General features: G+C 62.1%; 17 protein-coding genes and 1 riboswitch. Of the genes, 3 read left to right on the forward strand and 14 right to left on the reverse strand.

The window, feature by feature from the left end:
* The first annotated feature begins 54 nt into the window (after positions 1-54).
* The 3 genes from KW825_RS03850 (at position 55) to ppx (ending at position 4,193) form a co-directional block, all read left to right on the forward strand.
* Positions 55-567, forward strand: a complete 513-nt coding sequence (locus tag KW825_RS03850) for a glycine cleavage system protein R (RefSeq protein WP_042654881.1) — start codon at positions 55-57, stop codon at positions 565-567.
* Positions 568-643: 76 nt separating this feature from the next.
* Entirely contained in the window at positions 644-2,713 is a 2,070-nt protein-coding gene (gene ppk1, locus KW825_RS03855) for a polyphosphate kinase 1 (protein ID WP_042654882.1), read from the forward strand.
* Positions 2,703-4,193 carry an exopolyphosphatase gene (ppx, locus tag KW825_RS03860; RefSeq protein WP_042654883.1) on the forward strand — a complete coding sequence of 497 codons (1,491 nt, stop codon included), beginning with the start codon at positions 2,703-2,705 and terminating at the stop codon, positions 4,191-4,193. The genes ppk1 and ppx overlap by 11 nt, the downstream gene beginning before the upstream one ends.
* A 53-nt stretch (positions 4,194-4,246) precedes the next feature.
* On the opposite strand, the gene mgtE is transcribed toward ppx, so the two are convergent.
* From mgtE to KW825_RS03930, 14 genes are all read right to left on the reverse strand, one after another.
* The gene (mgtE, locus tag KW825_RS03865) at positions 4,247-5,590 is read right to left on the reverse strand and encodes a magnesium transporter (protein ID WP_042654884.1); all 1,344 of its coding nucleotides are present in this window, start codon (positions 5,588-5,590) and stop codon (positions 4,247-4,249) included.
* A 124-nt stretch (positions 5,591-5,714) separates the two neighbouring features.
* Positions 5,715-5,884: riboswitch (M-box (ykoK) riboswitch) on the reverse strand.
* A 165-nt stretch (positions 5,885-6,049) separates the two neighbouring features.
* A complete protein-coding gene (gene flgL, locus KW825_RS03870) occupies positions 6,050-7,258 on the reverse strand; it encodes a flagellar hook-associated protein FlgL (protein WP_218328292.1) in 1,209 nt (402 codons plus the stop codon).
* 3 nt (positions 7,259-7,261) lie between these two features.
* Positions 7,262-9,262 carry a flagellar basal body rod C-terminal domain-containing protein gene (locus tag KW825_RS03875; RefSeq protein WP_218328293.1) on the reverse strand — a complete coding sequence of 667 codons (2,001 nt, stop codon included), beginning with the start codon at positions 9,260-9,262 and terminating at the stop codon, positions 7,262-7,264.
* A gap of 3 nt (positions 9,263-9,265) precedes the next feature.
* Positions 9,266-10,342, reverse strand: a complete 1,077-nt coding sequence (flgJ, locus tag KW825_RS03880; RefSeq protein WP_218328294.1) for a flagellar assembly peptidoglycan hydrolase FlgJ — start codon at positions 10,340-10,342, stop codon at positions 9,266-9,268.
* 293 nt (positions 10,343-10,635) lie between these two features.
* Positions 10,636-11,733, reverse strand: coding sequence for a flagellar basal body P-ring protein FlgI (locus KW825_RS03885; RefSeq protein ID WP_042654888.1), 1,098 nt, complete (start codon positions 11,731-11,733; stop codon positions 10,636-10,638).
* A 108-nt stretch (positions 11,734-11,841) separates the two neighbouring features.
* The gene (gene flgH, locus KW825_RS03890) at positions 11,842-12,513 is read right to left on the reverse strand and encodes a flagellar basal body L-ring protein FlgH (RefSeq protein ID WP_218328295.1); all 672 of its coding nucleotides are present in this window, start codon (positions 12,511-12,513) and stop codon (positions 11,842-11,844) included.
* Positions 12,514-12,527: 14 nt separating this feature from the next.
* Positions 12,528-13,316 carry a flagellar basal-body rod protein FlgG gene (gene flgG, locus KW825_RS03895; RefSeq protein WP_042654890.1) on the reverse strand — a complete coding sequence of 263 codons (789 nt, stop codon included), beginning with the start codon at positions 13,314-13,316 and terminating at the stop codon, positions 12,528-12,530.
* A 14-nt stretch (positions 13,317-13,330) separates the two neighbouring features.
* Positions 13,331-14,077 carry a flagellar basal-body rod protein FlgF gene (gene flgF, locus KW825_RS03900; RefSeq protein ID WP_042654891.1) on the reverse strand — a complete coding sequence of 249 codons (747 nt, stop codon included), beginning with the start codon at positions 14,075-14,077 and terminating at the stop codon, positions 13,331-13,333.
* Between the two features lie 146 nt (positions 14,078-14,223).
* Positions 14,224-15,582: a flagellar hook protein FlgE gene (gene flgE / locus KW825_RS03905; protein ID WP_218328296.1), complete on the reverse strand. Its 1,359-nt coding sequence runs from the start codon at positions 15,580-15,582 to the stop codon at positions 14,224-14,226.
* An 18-nt stretch (positions 15,583-15,600) separates the two neighbouring features.
* A complete protein-coding gene (locus KW825_RS03910) occupies positions 15,601-16,332 on the reverse strand; it encodes a flagellar hook assembly protein FlgD (RefSeq protein ID WP_218291946.1) in 732 nt (243 codons plus the stop codon).
* A 111-nt stretch (positions 16,333-16,443) separates the two neighbouring features.
* Positions 16,444-16,863: a flagellar basal body rod protein FlgC gene (flgC, locus tag KW825_RS03915; RefSeq protein WP_042654894.1), complete on the reverse strand. Its 420-nt coding sequence runs from the start codon at positions 16,861-16,863 to the stop codon at positions 16,444-16,446.
* Complete coding sequence (gene flgB, locus KW825_RS03920; RefSeq protein ID WP_042654895.1) at positions 16,863-17,261, reverse strand: flagellar basal body rod protein FlgB; 399 nt, start codon at positions 17,259-17,261, stop codon at positions 16,863-16,865. The genes flgC and flgB overlap by 1 nt, the downstream gene beginning before the upstream one ends.
* A 62-nt stretch (positions 17,262-17,323) precedes the next feature.
* Positions 17,324-18,148 carry a protein-glutamate O-methyltransferase CheR gene (locus KW825_RS03925; protein ID WP_042654896.1) on the reverse strand — a complete coding sequence of 275 codons (825 nt, stop codon included), beginning with the start codon at positions 18,146-18,148 and terminating at the stop codon, positions 17,324-17,326.
* Positions 18,149-18,166: 18 nt separating this feature from the next.
* Positions 18,167-19,078, reverse strand: coding sequence for a chemotaxis protein CheV (locus KW825_RS03930; protein WP_218328297.1), 912 nt, complete (start codon positions 19,076-19,078; stop codon positions 18,167-18,169).
* Between the last annotated feature and the right edge of the window lie 11 nt (positions 19,079-19,089).

The following is a 19,089-nucleotide window of genomic DNA, read 5'->3' on the forward strand; positions in this document are numbered from 1 at the left end:
TGGCCTGACACTGCAGGCACAATGCTACAGAAACCCAATTCGAAGGAGAGCAGGATGCAAAAGCAATTGGTCGTCACCGTGATCGGCGCGGACAAGCCCGGTATCGTCGAGAGTCTGGCCGACATCATCACCCAGCAGCAGGGCAACTGGCTGGCCAGCTCCATGAGCGAGCTGGCGGGACAATTTGCCGGCATCCTGCATGTCAGCGTCCCCGATGAGCATTACCGTGGCCTGTGCGAGGCGCTGGTGATGCTGCCGGGTCTCACCGTCAGCTTCGCCGAGGGGCAGGTCAGCCAGGAGCCGGAGCGTCAGGTGATGCTGAGCGTCACCGGCAACGACAGGCCCGGCATAGTGCACGAAGTGGCCAGCATACTGCGCCAGCTCAACATCAACGTCGCCGATCTCACCACAGGTTGCGAACCGGCCCCCCACTCCGGTGCCCCGCTGTTCTACGCCCATGCCCTGGTCGCCCTGCCGCCCGGGCTCGAGCTCGGCGATCTGATCGCGGCGCTGGAATCCCTCTCCGATGACCTGGTGGTCGACATCGATCAGGCCGTGGCAGAATAGGACTCATTGTCATAAATCTGTCACCTATCCACGCCATAACTGCCGCGCAGACGCAACCTGATCACAGAGGCACCACATGAGCACCGACAAGCAGTATGAAGAAAAGGAGCTGAGTTGGCTCTCATTCAATGAACGGGTGTTACAAGAGGCAATGGACAAGACGGTCCCCCTCATCGAGCGGGTCCGTTTTCTGGGGATCTTCTCCTCCAATCAGGACGAGTTCTTCAAGGTACGGGTATCGGACGTCAAGCGCCGCATCCTCATCAACGAGGTGCACGGCGGCGATGACGACGCCAAGGTGTTGCTGCGCGCCATCCAGCAGAAGGTGATGGCGCTCGGCGAGGCCTTCGACAACACCTATAAAGAGCTGCTGATCGCCCTCGCCCGCCACAACATCTTCCTGGTCAACGAGAACCAGCTCTCCGAGGCGATCCAGCAGTGGCTGCGGGTCTTTTTCAGGGAGAAGGTGCTGCGCCACATCATCCCCATCCTGCTCAACAAGGAGGTCAACCCGGTCAAGTTCCTCAAGGATGAGCACACCTACCTCGCCATCGAGATGAAGAAGGGCGGCCAGGTGATCCAGTACGCCCTGGTGGAGGTGCCGACCGACGATCTGCCCCGCTTCTTCCAGCTCCCGCCGGAGGGAACCCGTCGCAAGAAGCAGATCATCATCCTGGATAACGTCATCCGCTTCTGCCTCGACGAGATCTTCAAGGGCTTCTTCGACTACGACGAGATAGCCGCCTACGCGGTCAAGCTGACCCGGGATGCGGAGTACGATCTCTCCGATCAGCTGGACTTGAGCCTGGTGGACAAGATGAGTGATGGCCTCAAGCAGCGCCTCACCGCCATGCCGGTGCGCTTCGTCTACGAGCGGGAGATGCCCGCCGCCATGATAAGCTTCCTCAAGCTCAAGCTGCAGATCAGCAGCTACGACGCCATCATGCCCGGCGGCCGTTATCACAACTTCAAGGATTTCATCGGCTTCCCCAACGTGGGCCGGGACTATCTGGAAAACCCCAAGCTGCCGGCGCTCGATTGCCACGACTTTGATGGCTTCGTCAACGCCTTCGACGCCATCACCAAGCAGGACATACTGCTCTACTACCCCTATCACAAGTTCCACCACTTCACCGAGCTGGTGCGCCAGGCGGCGTTCGATCCGGCGGTGAGTGCCATTCGCATCAATATCTACCGGGTCGCCAAGAAGTCGCGCATCATTCACTCCCTCATCGACGCCGCCAACAACGGCAAGAAGGTGACTGTGGTGGTAGAGCTGCGCGCCCGCTTCGACGAGGCAGCCAACATCGACTGGGCCAACATCCTGACCGATGCCGGGGTCAAGGTGGTGTTCGGGGTGCCGAGCCTCAAGATCCACTCCAAGCTCTGCCTCATCACCCGCCACGAGCATGGCGAGGCGGTGCGCTACGCCCATATCGGCACCGGCAACTTCAACGAGAAGACCGCCAAGATCTACACCGACTTCTCCCTGCTGACCCGCCACCCGGACATCACCGCCGAGGTGGAGGGGGTGTTCGAGTACATCGAGTACCCCTATCGGCGCTACAAGTTCAACCACTTGATGGTCTCCCCCATCAACAGCCGGCGCCAGCTCTATCGCCACATCGACAACGAGCTGGCCAACGCCAAGGCGGGCCAGCCCAGCGGCATCACGCTCAAGATCAACAACCTGGTGGACCGGGACCTCATCAACCGCCTCTATGCCGCCGGCCAGGCCGGGGTGCCCATCCAGATGATCATCCGCGGCATGTGCGCCCTGCGCCCCGGCGTGCCGGGCCTGAGCGAGAATATCCAGGTCATCAGCATCATCGACCGCTTCCTCGAGCACCCGCGGGTCATGGTGTTCCACAACAAGGGCAACCCCCAGCTGTTCATCTCCAGCGCCGACTGGATGAGCCGCAACATCGACGGCCGGATCGAGGTGGGCACCCCCATCTATGACGAGCGGCTCAAGCAGCGCATCCTGGATATTTTGCAGTTGCAGCTGAGCGACACCTGCAAGGCAAGGGTCATCGATGCGAACCAGAGCAACGAATATGTGAAGCGGGGCAACCGCCGCAAGGTTCGTTCTCAGGTCGCGATTTACGACTACCTCAAACGGATAGAGTCAAACCATGGACAATAGTCTGTACGCCGCTGTCGATCTGGGCTCGAACAGCTTTCACATGGTCATCGCCCGCCTCAACGAGGGACGGATGCAGATCGTCGATCGCATCAAGGAGCGAGTCCGGCTGGCGGAGGGCATGGACGAGCAGCGCCGCATGTCGGACGAGGCCATGGACCGGGGACTCGAGTGCCTCAGCCTGTTCGCCGAGCGGCTGACCAACATCAAGCCGGATCAGATCCGCATCGCCGGCACCTATACCCTGCGCCGCGCCAGCAACGCCCGCGCGTTCGTGAGCGAGGCGGTCAAGGTTTTGAACCATCCCATCGAGATCATCAGCGGCCAGGAAGAGGCGCGCCTCATCTATCAGGGGGTCGCCCACACCCAGCATATTGAAGGCCAGGTACTGGTGGTCGACATCGGTGGCGGCAGTACCGAGCTCATCATCGGCGAGGGCTTCGATCACAAGGCCCTCACCAGCCGCAAGATGGGCTGCGTCAGCTTCACCCAGAGCTTCTTTGCCAATGGCAAGCTGAGCGAGCGGTCCTTCAACGGCGCCGTGCTGGAGGCGCAGCATCAGCTCGCCCCCATCATCAACCAGTACCGCAAGCTGGGCTGGCAGAGCTGCCTCGGTAGCTCGGGCTCCATTCGCACAGTGCGCGACGTCTTGCAGGGCGAGGGCTGGACCGATGGCAGCATCACGCTCACCGGACTTGAACGGCTGAAGAAAGAGATGCTCGAGCACAAGCGGGTGGACCAGCTCAAACTCGCTGGCCTGACCGACGAGCGACGTGAGGTCTTTGCCGCGGCGGTGGCCATACTGCTCGGGCTCTTCACCTCCCTGCCCATAGAGCGGATGGAGTACTCTGACGGCGCCCTGCGCGAGGGGCTGCTGTATGAATTCGAGGAGCGGTTGCAGCATCACGACATCCGCGAGCGCACCGCCCTGGCCCTCAGCACCCACTATCGCATCGACAAGCGCCAGGCCAACCGGGTCGAGCAGAGCGTGTTGGCCCTGTTCGATGCCCTGAGCGGCCCCTGGCAGATGCCGGAGGAACCCTATCGCGCCATCCTCGGCTGGGCGGCGCGGCTGCACGAGATTGGCCTCGCCATCAACTACAGCGGCATCCATCGCCACTCCGCCTATATCTTGCAGAACACCGATCTGCCTGGCTTCAACCAGGACGATCAGGCCCTGCTGGCGGCCCTGGTGCGGTTCCAGCGCAAGGGGCTCAAGCTCTCCGAGCTGCCCGCCCTGCCCAACCATGACGAGCAGACGGTGCTGCGTTGCATCCGCATCCTGCGCCTCGCCGTGGCGGCGCACCACAGGCGCCAGGACAACCTGTTGCCGGAATGGAAGGTGCAGGCCGCCGAAGATCAGCTGGTGGTCACCCTGCCGACCGACTGGTGCGACGAGAACCGCCTGCTGATGCAGAACCTGGAGAAAGAGCACCGTTACTGCCAGGAGCAGGGCTGGCCGCTGTTGTTCCAGCTGAGCTGAGTTCCGCCAACGAAAAAAGGCAGCCAATGGCTGCCTTTTTGCTTTCTCGCGGGTCACTGCAGCTCGGGCAGCAGCCACTTGGCGATCTCGAAATAGATGATGAGGCCGGTGCCGTCCACCAGGGTGGAGATGAAAGGGGCCGAGACCACCGCCGGATCGATCCGCAGGCGGCGCAGCACCATGGGGATCACCGAGGCGACGGTGGCGCTCCAGAGCACGATGGCGATGATGGTCAGGGTGACCACCATGCCGATCTCGGGGCCGACTCCCAGGCTCCAGGCCCGCACCCAGGCCGCGATGGCGATGGCCACCGAGATGAGCAGGCCGGTGGAGAGCTCCTTCTTCAGCACTGTGCCGAGGTTGCGCAGACTCACCTCCCCCACGGCCATGGCGCGCACTATGGTGGTGGTGATCTGGGTGCCGCTGTTGCCGCCGGTGCCGATGAGCAGCGGGATGAAGAAGGCCAGCGCGATGGCGGCCTCCAGTTGCTCCTCGAACGCCCGCAGCACTGTGCCGGTATAGGCCTCGGCCACGAACAGGATCAGCAGCCAGCCCACCCGCTTGCGCCACAGCTGCCAGGGGCTCGCCTGCAGGTAGGGGGTGTCCAGCGGCGAGGAGCCGCCCTGCAGCTCGGCATCCTCGGTGGACTCCAGCTCCAGGATGTCGGCGGCGTCGTCCACATGGAAGATCCCCACCAGGCGACCCTGCTCCTCCACCGGCAGGCTCGAGATGTCGCGGTCGATCAGCAGGCGGGCCGCCAGCTCCTGATCCGCCCGGGCGTTGATCCGCACCGCCTCACGGTCCATCAGCTCGCTCACCGGCCGCAGGGGATCCGCGATCAGCAGCGACTTGAGGGAGACGCTGCCGAGCAGCTGCTGCCCCTCATTGACCACGTAGAGATGCTGGAACAGCTGGGCGTTGTCCCAGGCGTCGTGGATCAGCTGCTTGGCGCGCCCCACCGTCTCCCGCTCGCCGATGGCCAGGTATTCGTGGCGCATGTTGGCCCCGACCGACTCGCTCGGCCAGTCCAGCAGCGACTGGAAGCTGGATCGTACCGACTCGGGGAAGCGGGAGAGCAGGGTGTCACGATCCCGCTCATTGAGCCTGCGCAAGATGGCCAGCAGCTCGCGCCTCGGCATGGCCCCCTGCAGCAGGCCGACGAGGCTGGCATGCAGGCGCAGCAGCAGCCGGGCCGCGCAGTCGGGCGGGAGCGACCCGAGCAGGGCGGCCCCCTCCGCCATGGGCAGGGTATCGAAGATGCAGTTGAGCTCTTCCGGACGCAGGGTCAGCAGCTGATCGGCGCGCGCCACCGGATCCAGGTTGTGGGCCAGCCAGCCCTGCAGGGCGGCCAGATCGAGCAGTTGATGACGATTGAGCAGGGTGTGTGTTTTCTTCATCACAGATAACCTCATGTGATCTCAGGCAGGGCCTGAGGGCAACCGGCTCGCACCGGTCACTGTCGATAAGAAAACAGCAATTTGATTGACGAGTAATAGGCAGGAAATGACGCCGTTCGGCGTGTCATCATCCCCACGTACCAGCTTTAGCACTGCATAACGTATCCGGCACGCCGGAAGCCACTTGGGTTGACACCTTAATCCGATGAAAACTGTCCTGATCTTGGGCGTCTCTGGACGTCGTGAGATCAGTGGCCTGTGTTTATGCAGGAGCCTCGCCTAACGAGATGCTGCGAAAAATAGCCACAACCCTGAGGTTGTGCGGGCGGCATCATCGACCAGGGCCGGACCCGAGTCAAGCCGACCGGGCCGCTGGCAATAGCTTGTTACAAATTGAAGGGAAGGACGGCGGATAGGGAGAGGTGGCTCCCCCTGACCGAGGCCAGAGGGAGCAGTCACTCAGCGGATATAGTCGAACAGGGTCAGCTTGCTTATCTTGCTGAAGGAGAGCTGGGAGGCGCTCATGGCGGCCTCCTCCTTGGAGAGCGCGGCTATCACCTCGTACATGTCCGCCTCCGAGACCTTGGCCCGCGCCTGCTGGTTCAGGGTGCTGAGCCCGTCGTTGGAGCCCATCACCTGCTCCAGGCTGTTCAACCGGCTGCCCACATCCCCTTGCCCCCGATCGACCTGGGTCCTGGCATTGTTCATGTGGGTGGTGGCATCGGCCACCGCCAGCTGGAAATCCGCCGCCGGTATGGTCGGGTCGCGCAGGGCCGAGATGAAATCGGACATGCCATTGAGCACGCTGTCGTTCTTCGGCGTATCGAGCGCGAAGTTCTGATCCGCCCCGCCCGTGGGCAGGTCCAGGGTCAGCTCCAGCCCGTTGAAGGCTATCTTGTTGCCCGCGCTGTAGTCACCGCTTTGCACCACAGTGCCGCCGCTGTCCTTGATCTCGTAGCTGTCCGGCGGACCCGCCAGGGTGCTCACGGTGAACTGGTTGCTGGCCAGGGAGGAGTCGTAGCTATTGCGATAGAAGCTCTCGAAGTTGCCCTGATCCCCCACGCCGACCTTGATGTTGGCCGTGGTGGCACTGGCGGTGCGCCGGGTGGCGACCGTCTCGAACAGGTTGAAGCCGGAGTCGTTGGCCGGGATCTGCACAGTGGGAGAGACCTGGATGCTGCGCTGGCCCGTGTCCCCCTGGAACACGTAGTTGCCGCTGGCATCCTTGACGAAGGGCTGGGTCTTGCTCTGGTTGCCGCCGAAAATGAACTCCCCCTGGGAGTTCTTGCTGTTCATCAGATCGAACATCTGTTTCTGCAGCCCCTCCAGTTCGCTCGCGATGGCGTTGCGCTCCTCCGAGCCCATGGCCGAGCTGTTCGCCTTCTGGATCAGGGTCTGGGCGCTCAGCATGGCGTTGTTGATGGAAGTCAGCACCGTGTCCTCGTGCCCCAGGCTGTTCTCCAGCAGGCTGCCGTTGACCCCGTATTGCTTGAACAGATCGATCTCCTTGGTCAGCGCCATCTTCTGGCTCATGCCGGAGGGGTCTTCCCCCGCCCGGTTGAACTTGTCCCCCGTCATCAACTGCTCATAGGCGGTGTTCTGACGCTCGCTGACCTTGCTCATGGTGGCGAGGTTGCGGTCATAGATCATGTTGGTGGTAATGCGCATGACTTACCTCACGGAAGACAACAGGGTGTCGAAAATGGTCTTGGCGGTGCTGACGATCTGGGCCGAGGCCGCATAGGACTGCTGGAAACGGATGAGGTTGGCCGCCTCCTCCTCCAGGTTGACCCCGGAGACGCTCTCGTAGATGCCGGTGCTCTGGGTCAGCTTGGCCTCGTTGGCCTGCAACAGGGTCTTGGCCTGGCTGGTCTTGTTGCCCACCCCGGTCACCAGCGCGCCATAGGCGTCGTTGAAGGTCATCTTGTCGTTGCTGGTGGCGGCGTTGTTGTTCTTGCGCACCAGCTCCTTGTTCTGCAGCTCCGCCAGGGCCAGGCCGTTGGCGTTGTCGGCGAAACCGTTCTTGTTGTAGCTCAGGTTGAAGCTGTCTTTGGCTTCCACCTTGCCGGTGATGCTGAAGTCATAGCCCGGGCTCTGGTTGGGATCGGCGTAGACCTTGGGGCCGCCCAGCGGACTCTCGAGGGCCGCCATCAGGTTCTGGCCCTTGCTGGCCGCCGGGGCCACCCCGATGAGGGTGGTACCATCCGCCGCATAGACCTCGTAGTTGCCACCGTTGTCTATCTTGACGACCTGAGGCGCTGTGGGATCCAGGGCATTGGTACCAAAACCCGACCCCGCCCCCGTGTTATGGATGCCATTCAGCTTGATCTCGCCCGAGCCCAGATTCTGGGCACTCTTGTCGGCCTTGATGGGGGCCGCCAGGGCGATGTCTTCCGGGCGGGTGATCGCGGCCTTCAGTCCGGCGGCGGCGTGCTTGGTCGGTTGCAGCAGTATCTTGTCGCCGGCGGCCGGGGTACCGGACAAGTCGATCTCGAGGCCGTGCCCCGCCAGCTCGAACTTGGCGGGGGGCGTGGTACCGGTCGCCAGCGAGCTGCGCTTGCCGGTGCCATCGATGGAGAACACCTCATAGCCGGTGGCGCTGCTGAACTGCACCTCGTAATCGAAGGTGGTGACCTCGGTCCCCTTGCCGGGCACGAAGCTCACGCTGGCGGCGCCGTTGCCCTGGTTGCTGCCGTAGGGCAGCCCCTTGCTGGCCGAGAGGGAGAAGAGATCTCCCCCCAGCTCGTTATCCAGATCCATCCCCAACCGGTTCTGCTGGTTCATGGCATCGGCCATGGCGGCGGCGAGCTGCCCCAGCTCCCGCTTGGAGGGATCCAGATCGTTACGCGCCGTGAACAAGCCGCCGATGGCTCCGCCGATGTCCTTGTCGTTGATATTGACCTTGTTCGAGCCCAGGGTGAGCTGCAGGATCGAGTCGCGGGAGTCGGGATCCCCCGCCGCCACCTTGAACTGGGCCACGCCGCCGTCCAGCACCAGAGAGTGGCCTGTGCTCATGTTGACCAGCATGCTGCCGTTGGGCTGGGTCACGGTGCGGATATCCATCTTCTCGGAGAGCTGGCGCACGGCTTCGTCGCGCTGATCGAACAGCATCAGGTTCTCTTCCGGCGAGCCCTGGGTGCGGATGATGGCCTGGTTCAGATCGTTGATGCTGGTGAGCAGGCTGTTGACCCTGTCGGTCTCGTCGCCGATGGTGGCATTGATGGTGTCAGTCTGCTTGTCGAGCTGGGCAGAGAGGGTCTGGTAGCGGTTCACCATGCCGTTGAGCTCGCTCAGGGTGGTCTTGCGCCCGCCGATCTCGGCCGGCGACTCGTTGGCGGTATGAAACGCCTTGAAGTAAGAGGTGATGGTGGTGCCCACGCTGTTGCTGGTATCGCCGAGCAGGCTATCCAGCTGGAACAGCTGATCGTAGCGCGTGCCTGAGGCGTGATAGGCGGAGGTATCGCGGCGCATCTCCCCCTGGGCATAGTTGTTGATGACCCGCTGGGTCACCATGTCGCCGGTCCCCAATCCGATGGAATTGGTATACACCAGGGTGCGTTCACGTACATAGCCCTGGCTATTGACGTTGACGATGTTGTTACTGGTGGTCTGCAGCAGCCGCTGCTGGGCCATCACACCCGAGGTCCCTATTCCAAGCAGATCGCTTGCCATAACTTACAGCTCCATCTCTGTGTGGCTGGTTGCGGCGTAGCCGGCAATGGCATCACTGCGCAACACCTGTTTCAGTTTGCTGGCGTACTGGGGATCGGTGGCATAACCGGCCTGCTGCAGCGCCTCGAAATAACGGTCAGGGCTGTCCGCCTTGGCCAGTGCCCCCCGGTAACGGGAACCTGAGGTCAGGAAATCGACATAGTCGTTGAAGCTCTCTTCGAACGACTCATAGGAGCGAAACGCCGCCTTCTGGCGCGACGCCACCCCTTGCTCATATTCCAGGGTGCTAACCACCGCCTTGGGTCCTTCCCAGCGGGGGTCGGCCTTGATGCCGAACAGGTTGTGGGTCATCTGCCCCTCCCCGTCCTTGATCACCCGCTTGCCCCAGCCGCTCTCGAGGGCGGCCTGGGCCACCAGCACCGCCGGGCTCAGCCCCAGCTTGTCCGCCGCCTTCTTGGCGAGCGGCATCAGGCGGTTGACGAACTCCTCCGGGGTATCGAATACCTTGCCGGTCGCATCCAGTGCCGCCGCGGGCTGGGAGCTCCCCATGGGGGGCACGGTGCGGTGCGGACGTCTGGGCATGGTCAAGGCCGGTTCGGCCCCCTCCATCCCCTTCTCAGCAAAATCTTTGCCAACTTTTGAGGCTGCGATCAGATCGTTGGGGGCAGAGGTGGGCGGCTGGTAGGGTTTGTAGACCCGCTCGGTGCGTTGCGGCAGCTTGAGCACCCGGCCGTCGTTGTGGGTAAACTGCTTCTCGGGGGAGAATTGCTTGACCACCATCTCGGCCAGGCCAATCCCGCCCTTGCTCGACATGTCGGCCACCCGCTGCTCGTCCAGCATGCCCTCGTAGAACTGGGTGTAGCTGCTGCTGAACGGGTTATCCTCAGTCAACACCGCATTGGCCTGGCGCATGCCCTTGAACAGGGTCTGGGTGAAGATGGACTCGAACTGGCGGGACGCCGCCATCAGCGCCTCGGCCTTGCCCTCCTTGCTCATGCCCATCCGGCGCAGCTTGTCCAGATTCTGGACGTCCTGCACCATGCCAATATTGATACCGCTCTGGGTGTCGAACTCTGCCATAACCTTCCTCTTTGCCGCCCGTGGCAAACCCTTGCCGCTATTAATTACACAATGACCCGCTGCCCCCTGAGGTGCCGCCCGCTGCGGCACCGCCAGAGAATAACCATAGGCTCGCCTGGACAGCCGCTTACAGAATGACCCGCTGCCCCCTGAGGTGCCGCCCGCTGCGGCGCCGCCAGAGAACAGCCATAGGCTCGCCTGGACAGCCGCCTACAGAATGACCAGCTGCCCCCTGAGGTGCCGCCCGCTGCGGCGCCGCCAGAGAACAGCCATAGGCTCGCCTGGACAGCCTCTTACAGAATGACCAGTTGCCCCTGGATGGCGCCTGCCTGCTGCAGCGCCTCCAGGATCGCCATCAGATCGCCGGGGGCGACCCCAACCTGATTCACCGCCCGCACCAGATCGTCCAGGGTCGCGCCGGTATCAAACTTGAACATCCGCCCCGGCTCCTGCTGCACGTTGATGGTGGAGTTGTTGGTGACCACCGTCTGGCCGCCCGACAGCGGATTGGGTTGGGAGACCTGCTGGTTCTCGGCGATGGTGACCGTCAGCCCGCCGTGGCTGATGGCGGCCGGGCGCAGCTTGACCTGGCTGCCGATGACGATGGTGCCGGTGCGCGAGTTGACGATGATCTTGGCGGACTCGCTGGCCGGATCCACCTCAATGTTCTCGATGGTGGCCAGGTAGGAGACCCGCTGACCCGGGTCACGCGGAGCAAACACCTTGATCGAGGTGGCGTCCAGCGCCTGGGCCATGTTGGGTCCCACCAGATCGTTGACCGCATCGGCCACCCGGCGGGCGGTGGTGAAATCGGGCCGGTTCAGGTTGAAGGTGATGGTATCCCCTTCGGAAAAGGAGTTGGCCACCTCGCGCTCCACGGTCGCCCCGTTGGCGATGCGCCCTACGGTCGGGGTATTCACCACCACCTTGGATCCATCTGCGCCTTCGGCTCCCAGTCCCCCGACCACCAGGCTGCCCTGGGCCACCGCATAGACGCGGCCATCCAGCCCCTTGAGGAAGGTCTGCAGCAGGGTACCGCCACGCAGACTCTTCGCCTCGCCGATGGCGGAGACGGTCACATCTATGGTCTGGCCCGGCTTGGAGAAGGGCGGCAGATCGGCGTGGATGGCGACCGGCGCCACATCCTTGATCTTGGGCTTGATGTTGTCCGGCACCTTGATGCCGAAGTTGTTGAGCATGGTCCTGAAGGTCTGTTCGGTGAAGGCGTTGTTCTTCTCGCCGGTGCCGGGCAGGCCCACCACCAGGCCGTAACCGATCAGCTGGTTGCTGCGCACCCCTTCCACCGAGCTGAGATCCTTGATGCGGGAGGCGTGTGCCAGCCCGAGCGGCAGGCAGCAGCACAGCAGGCCAAGCAGACGGAGTCGATTCATGAGATCTCCTAAATAGACCACCAGGGCCCCGTAAATCCTGAATGGGCCTGAGCCCTGAATAAGCCACTGGGGCCCGTGATTATCAAGCGGGCCGCCGTGGCCCCCTCGCTAGATGGGCCACCAGGGACCGTTGAAGAAGCTGGTCAGCCAGCCCTGCTCCTGGGTGTTGGCCAGATCGCCGGTACCGCCGTAATGGATCCGCGCATTGGCGACCTTCTGGGACGACACACTGTTCTCCGAGCTCACATCCCCGGGACGAACCAGACCGGTAATGCGGATATATTCGTTGCCGTTGTTGAGCATGATCCACTTCTCGCCGCGCACCAGCAGATTGCCGTTCGGCAATACCTTGACCACGCTGACCGAGATACTGCCCTGCAGACTGTTGCTCTGGTCCGCCTTGGCCTGGCCCTTGAACGCGCTGCTCTGATCGATGGAGGCAGAGAGGTTGTAGGGGCTCGCCGTCACCGGCACGCCGCCCAGGGTGACCGCTTCCAGATCGAAGTTGTTGTCCTTGCCGCTCTGGGTGTTGGCCTTCTTCGACGCCGAGGTCGATTCGGACAGCTCGATGTTGATGATGTCGCCCACCTTGTGGGCCTTGATGTCCGAGTAGATGCCATTGATCTGCTCGGGCTGGAAGATGGCACCGGTCGGCCGCACCGACACCGGCTCCGACTCGCCATAGACGGGGGCGAACTCGGGATCGTCGGGCTTGGCGGTGTTGGGGGTGCTGGTACAGCCTGCCAGTGTCAGCAGGCTCAGCAGCCATAGGGCTTTCATCATGTACCTCCTAATCAGGTTCGCTGGGTCAGGAAGGACATCATGGAGTCCACCGCCGAGATGACCTTGGAGTTCATCTCATACACCCGCTGGGCCTGGATCAGGTTCACCAGCTCCTCGGTCACGTTGACGTTGGAGGTCTCCAGCATGCCCTGCTTGACCACCCCCAACCCATCCGAGCCGGCCGTGCCCTGGATGGGCGCGCCGCTCGACTGGGTTTCCAGGAACAGGTTCTCCCCCATGGGCTGCAGCCCGGTCGGGTTGACGAAGTCGGTGGTGTTGATCTGGCCCACCACCTGGGACTGGCCATCCCCTTTCAGCTGCACCGACACCTGACCATCCTCCCCCACGGTCACGCTCTGGGCGTTCTCGGGGATCTGGATCTCGGGCTGCAGCGGGTAGCCATTGCCCGGGGTGACTATGGTGCCCTCGTCGTTGAGAGTGAACTGGCCGTTGCGGGTGTAGGCCGCGCTGCCATCGGGCAGCTGGATTTCGAAGTAGCCGCGGCCGCTTATCATCAGATCCAGGGAGTTGTCCGTGGTCTGCACGTTGCCCTGGCTGTGGTTCTTCTGGGTGGCGACCACCTTGGCCCCCGCCCCCAGCATCAGGCCGGAGGGCAGCTCGGTGTCGGCCGAGGAGCGGCCACCCGGCTGGTTGATGTTCTGATAGAGCAGGTCCTCGAAGATGGCGCGGGCCTTCTTGTAGCCGACGGTGCTGGCGTTCGCCAGGTTGTTCGAGGTGACCGAGATGTTAGTCTGCTGGGCATCGAGGCCGGTCTTGCTGATCCAGAGTGCAGGATTCATTTAATGCTCCTTGATTAGCTGATACGCAGCAGCTGGGTTTGGGCCTCGTCGTTTTCCTCGGCGGTCTTCATGATCTTGACCTGAGTTTCAAACTGACGTTGCAAGCGAATGAGGTTGGTCATCTCGTCGACCACGTTGACGTTGCTGCCCTCCAGCGAACCCGCCAGCAGGCCGACCTCGGCGGAGGCGGCCTCACTCTGGCCATCCTTGCGGCGGAACAGGCCATCCTGGCCCTTCTCCACCGCATCCGCCGGCGGCTTGACCAGCTTGATGCGCTGGTAGTCCTCCGCCAGGTTGGGGGCGGCCCCTTCCGGGCGGCCACTGATGGTGCCGTCACGGTTGATCTCGATCTTCTCCATGGGTAGCGGCATCACTATGGGCTGGCCACCGTCATCCACCACGTTGAGTCCGGTCGAGGTCTGCAGGTTGCCGGCCGCATTCAGCTGCAGGTTGCCCATGCGGGTATAGGCCTCGCCCCCCTTGGGATCCTGCACCGCAATCCAGCCGGGTCCGTCGACGGCGACGTCAAGATCCCGCCCCGTGGTCATCAGCATGCCGTGCTGCAGGTTCTGACCCGGTCGCTCCGTCATGGCGAACACCCGCGAGGGCAAGCCTTCACCAAACGCCTGCATGCTGCGCGCCTGCTCGAAGTCAGACTTGAAGCCGATGGTGTTGGCGTTGGCCAGGTTGTTGCCACGCACAGCCAGGCTGTTCATGTTCTCCTTGGCCCCGGACATGGCGATATAAAGCAGGTGATCCATGGGATCCTCCGTCAAACAGATGACTCTGACCGGATAACTGCAAATTGAATGCCAAGACAGATGACGCGGGCCAAACGGGGGAGGAAAAGGGCGAAGGCCGGATGCAGAAAGGGGCGCCGAGGCGCCCCTTTCTGGAGGAGAGTGGGTTAGCGGATCTGCAGTATGCTCTGCTGCAGCGAGGTGTTGACCTCCAGGGAACGGGAGTTCGCCTGGAAGTTGCGCTGGGCGGTGATGAGATCCACCAGCTCTGTGGTCAGGTCCACGTTGGACTGCTCCAGCGCCGACGACTTGATGGAGCCGAAGGTGCCCGAATTGGGGGTGCCTGGAAGCGCCTCACCGGACAGCAGGGATTGGCGCCAGGAGGTGTCGCCTATCTGGGTCAGCCCCTGGGAGTTGGCAAACTTGGCCACCGCCACCATGGCCACCTTGACCGTGGTGGCGTTGCTGTAGGTCGCCGAGACGATGCCATCCGGCGTGATCTCGACCTTGGTCAAGCGGCCGACGGTGGAGCCATCCTGGGTCAACTTATTGACTTCAAATGGCGAGGAGTACTGGGTCACGGTGCCGAGTTTGAGCTCGATATCCTGGGTGCCATCCGCGCCGTTGGTGATGATGCCCGCCCCCGGAGTCCCCAGGGCTATCGTCTTGATGACCGCCGGGACGGTGGTGGGGTTCATCTTGCCGGAGGCATCGAAGGTCACGCGGGCGCTCAGGGGCGCCTGGCTGACGCCAGTCGCCATGGTGGTGGGCGTACCGCCCGCCACGTCGACAGGCTTGTCCCCCTGATAGAGGTACATGCGCCAGGCGGTCGGCACCGCCGCCTTGGTCGTGTCGGCCGGGTCGGCTTCTTTGACGAAGTACTGGGTGATGGTGTGCGGCTCCCCCAGGGAGTCATACACCACGACCGAGGTCGAGGAGGAGTAAGTGGCCGAGTCCTTGGGATCGAACTTGGAGGCATCGCCGGCACCATTGCCCGCCGCCAGCGGGGTGGCGGTGGAGGGCAGGTTGAAGCCGGCATCGATCTGGGAGGTCTGGACCGGTTCACCGGCCCGATCCGGGATCTGGATCGGCTTGGTCGCATTGATGCTGACCGCCTTGGGGGTGCCGTCGGCGTTGGTCTCGTAGCCCTGCAGGTAACCCCCTGAGTTGCTGACCATGTAGCTGTTTTCGTTGAGCTTGAAGGCACCGGAGCGGGTGTAGGTGCGGTCCAGACTGGTCATCCCGTCCGAGGTCACGAAGAAGCCGTTGCCCTGGATGGCGAGATCCAGCGCGTTGTTGGTAAATTGCAGCGCCCCCTGGTGGAACTGCTGCGCCACCGCCCCCGTCGCGACCCCGTTGCCGACCTGGGTCTTGGCATTGGCGAAGATGGAGTTGGCATAGACATCGGCAAACTCGGCGCGGGACTCCTTGAAACCGGTGGTATTGACGTTGGCAATGTTGTTCGCGGTGACGTTCAGGTCTTTTTGAGCCGCATTGATGCCGCTGAGGGCATTGTTGAATGACATGTCTTTCTCCTTAGATCACTACGCTTTTGAAGTCGGAGCCGGTGTCGTGGTCGACTTGCCGCCCGTCCCGCCAATTTCCAATACATCGGTCAGATAGATGCCGCCCAGTCCCTTGAGTTTGAGGGTGCTTGGGTTGGTGCTGGTGCCCAGAGTGACGCTCTCGACCTTGGCATAGGCCAGGGCCGGGATGCTCTCCGACTTGCCATTGACGGTGCCGTGGATCTCAATCTGGTATTTGCCACTCTTGGCCGGGTTGCCGTCCTTGTCCTTGCCATCCCACTCGAAGGCGACGTTACCCTTCTGTTCCCCCTCGATGGCGAACTCCTTGATGACCTGGCCGCTTGCGTCCTTCACCGTCACCTTGAGGTTGCTGGCACCGTCGCCGGTGGCGACCATGCCGGAGATGACGCCGTCTTTTTCCAGATAGCCGGTGTTGGACGGGATCAGCACGTTCTGACCCACCAGCGCCGAGGCCTGCAGCGCCTGGCTGGAGGTCATCAGATCGTTGAGGTTCCCCATCTGGGTGGAGAGGCTGCTGATCCCCTCCGAGGTCGACATCGAAGTCATCTGGGACAACATCTGGGCGTTGTCCACCGGCTTGAAGGGATCCTGATAGGAGAGCTGCATGGTCAGCAGCTTCAGGAAGGAGGCCTGATCCAGCTCCTTCTTCGGGGTAGTTGTATTGCCCGTACTGGTCTGGTTTGCCGAAGCCCGGTTGACGCCAAGCAGGCTGTCATAGGTATCTGCCATTGAATCACCGCCTTCTTTTCAAGGATTGCCAAACCCGGTGTCGGGTGGGCTGATTATCGATGCCCGGCAAGCTGTCATAGGTCTCTGTCATGGATAATCAACCCCTCAGTGTCAGGACTTGCCGAGACCGAGCGTCTGCTGCAGCATCTTCTTGGCCGCATCGGCGACCTGGACGTTGGTCTGGTAACTGCGGGAGGCGGCGATCATGTCCGCCATCTCCTCCACCATGTTGACGTTGGGCTTGAAGATGAAGCCGTCCTTGTCCGCCATGGGGTGACTGGGGTTGTACTCCTTGAGCAGCGGCGCATCGCTCTCCACTATGCCTTTCACATCCACCCCGACCGAGGCTTGCTTGTCGGACATGGCCTGATCCAGCTGGGCGGCAAAGACTGGCCGCCGGGCGTGGTAAGTTTTTTCCACGCTGGAGCTGACGCTGTCGGCGTTGGCCATGTTGCTGGCGACCGTATTGAGGCGAACGGATTGCGCGCTCATGGCTGAGCCTGCAATGTCAAAGACCTTGAACAAACTCATTACTGATCTCCTTTCAACGCCTTGAGCAGGCCGCTTATCTTGCTGTTCATAAATTCGAGGGAGGCCTGGTACTCGAGGCTGTTGCGCAGGAATTCGCTGCGCTCCTGCTGCACGTCCACGGTATTGCCGTCACCGGTATCGGGTTGCAGCGGGTTGCGGTACTGGGTCGCCCCCGGGGCATCCATCTGCAGGGCGAAATGCTTCTCGCTGGTGGTGGCCAGCCCGAACCCCTGCTGGCTCTGGGCATCCTGCAACGCCTGGGAGAAGTTGATGTCCCTGGCCTTGAAGCCTGGGGTGTCCGCATTGGCAATGTTGCTGGATAGCACCTCCGCACGCTTGGCGCGAACGCTCAGCGTGTATTGATGAACACCAAATGCCTTGTCGAATGAAATTGCCATAGCACACCTCCTGCTTGACGAATGTTTAGCAAGAGGTGTGCCAAAGAGGGACTAGAGGGGGATTATTTGACTTTGTAGACGATGCCGGGGTTGCAGCGGACCATCTCGAACTTGTCGGTGAGGCCGGCCAGGGACTCCGAGGCCCCCAGCATCAGGTAGCCGCCGGGATTGAGGCTGGCGGCGAACTGGTTGAGGATCTTGGACTTCACCTCGGGGGCAAAGTAGATGAGCACGTTGCGGCAGAAGATGATGTCGAACTTGCCGAGCAGGCTGTAGCTCTCCAGCAGGTTCAGCGGCCGGAAACTGGTCAATTTTCTGACACGCTCCGAGATCCGCATCTTGTTGTCGCCGTGCGGCTCGAAGAACAGCTTCTTGCGCTCGGGCGAGAGCCCCCGCGCCAGGGCCAGGCTGTCATAGACCCCCTCCTTGCACTGGTTGAGCATGGTGCTGGAGATGTCGGTCCCCACTATCTGCACCCCGCCCGGCAAGGTGCCCGGCCGTTTGACCTGCTGCTCCAGCGCTATCATGGCGATGGAGTAAGGCTCCTGCCCCGAGGAGGAGGCGGCGGACCAGATCTTGATCGGGCGGCCGCTCTTGCCCAATTCGGGGAAGATCTTGTCACTCAGCAGCTGGAACGGATAGGAGTCACGAAACCACAGGGTTTCATTGGTGGTCATGGCATCGACCACGGCCATCTTCAGGTCCCGCTCACGCACATTCATCGCCCGCGTCACCAGTTCAGACAGACTCTCGATACCAAACCGAGCCATCAAGGGCGACAGACGGCTCTTGACCAGATACTGTTTGTTGTCACCCAGCACTATGCCGCTCTGCAGCGCCAGAAAATGGCTGAATTGTTTGTATAAGTCGTCCGACAGTGTCTTCATGCAGTTAGTTCTTCTTTATTAGAGAGCGCCTTGTACGGCCTTGGCCAATTCATCCGGCTGGAATTTGGCAATGAAATCGTTCGCTCCGACCTTCTGCACCATGGCCTGATTGAACACCCCGCTCAGAGAGGTGTGCAGGATAACATGCAAGTCCTTGAGATTGGGATTGTTACGGATCTCGGCGGTGAAGGTATAGCCGTCCATCTCGGGCATCTCGATGTCGGAGATCACCAGCGCAATCTGCTCCTTGATGGGCCCAAGCTTGGCCATCTCCAGCAGCATGTTGAGGGCCTCGCGCCCATCCTTGGCCAGCACGCACTGCACCCCGATCGCCTCGAGCGCCCGCTGTACCTGCTTGCGCGCCACCGAGGAGTCATCGGCCACCAGCACCGGGCGCCCGTGAGGATTGCGCTCCACGCTGGCTTCCACCAGCTCGGCGCTCACCTCGGTCGAGACCGGCGAGATCTCGTTGAGGATCCGCTCCACGTCCAGGATCTCCACCAGCTCGCCATCCACCTCGGTGACCGCCGTCATGTAGTTGATGCGACCGGCGCCCTTGGGGGGCGGCAGGATGGACTCCCAGTTCATGTTGATGATGCGTTCGACCGAGTGCACCAGGAAGCCCTGAATGGAGCGGTTGTACTCGGAGATGATGATGAAGCACTTGCTCAGATCCTGGATCGGGCGCTTGCCCATCGCCATGCTGAGATCGATCACCGAGATGGTCTGGCCACGGATGTGGGCCACCCCCCGCACACTGGAGTTCAGCTTGGGCATAATGGTCAAGGGCGGGCATTGCAGCACCTCGCGCACCTTGAAGACGTTGATGCCAAATCTTTGACGTCCGTTGAGACGAAACAGCAACAGCTCCAGTCTGTTTTGTCCCACCAGCTGGGTCCGTTGGTTGACCGAGTCAAGAATACTCGCCATAAACACTCCCT

Source organism: Aeromonas sp. sif2433 (assembly GCF_019218705.1).
Classification (GTDB): domain Bacteria; phylum Pseudomonadota; class Gammaproteobacteria; order Enterobacterales; family Aeromonadaceae; genus Aeromonas; species Aeromonas encheleia.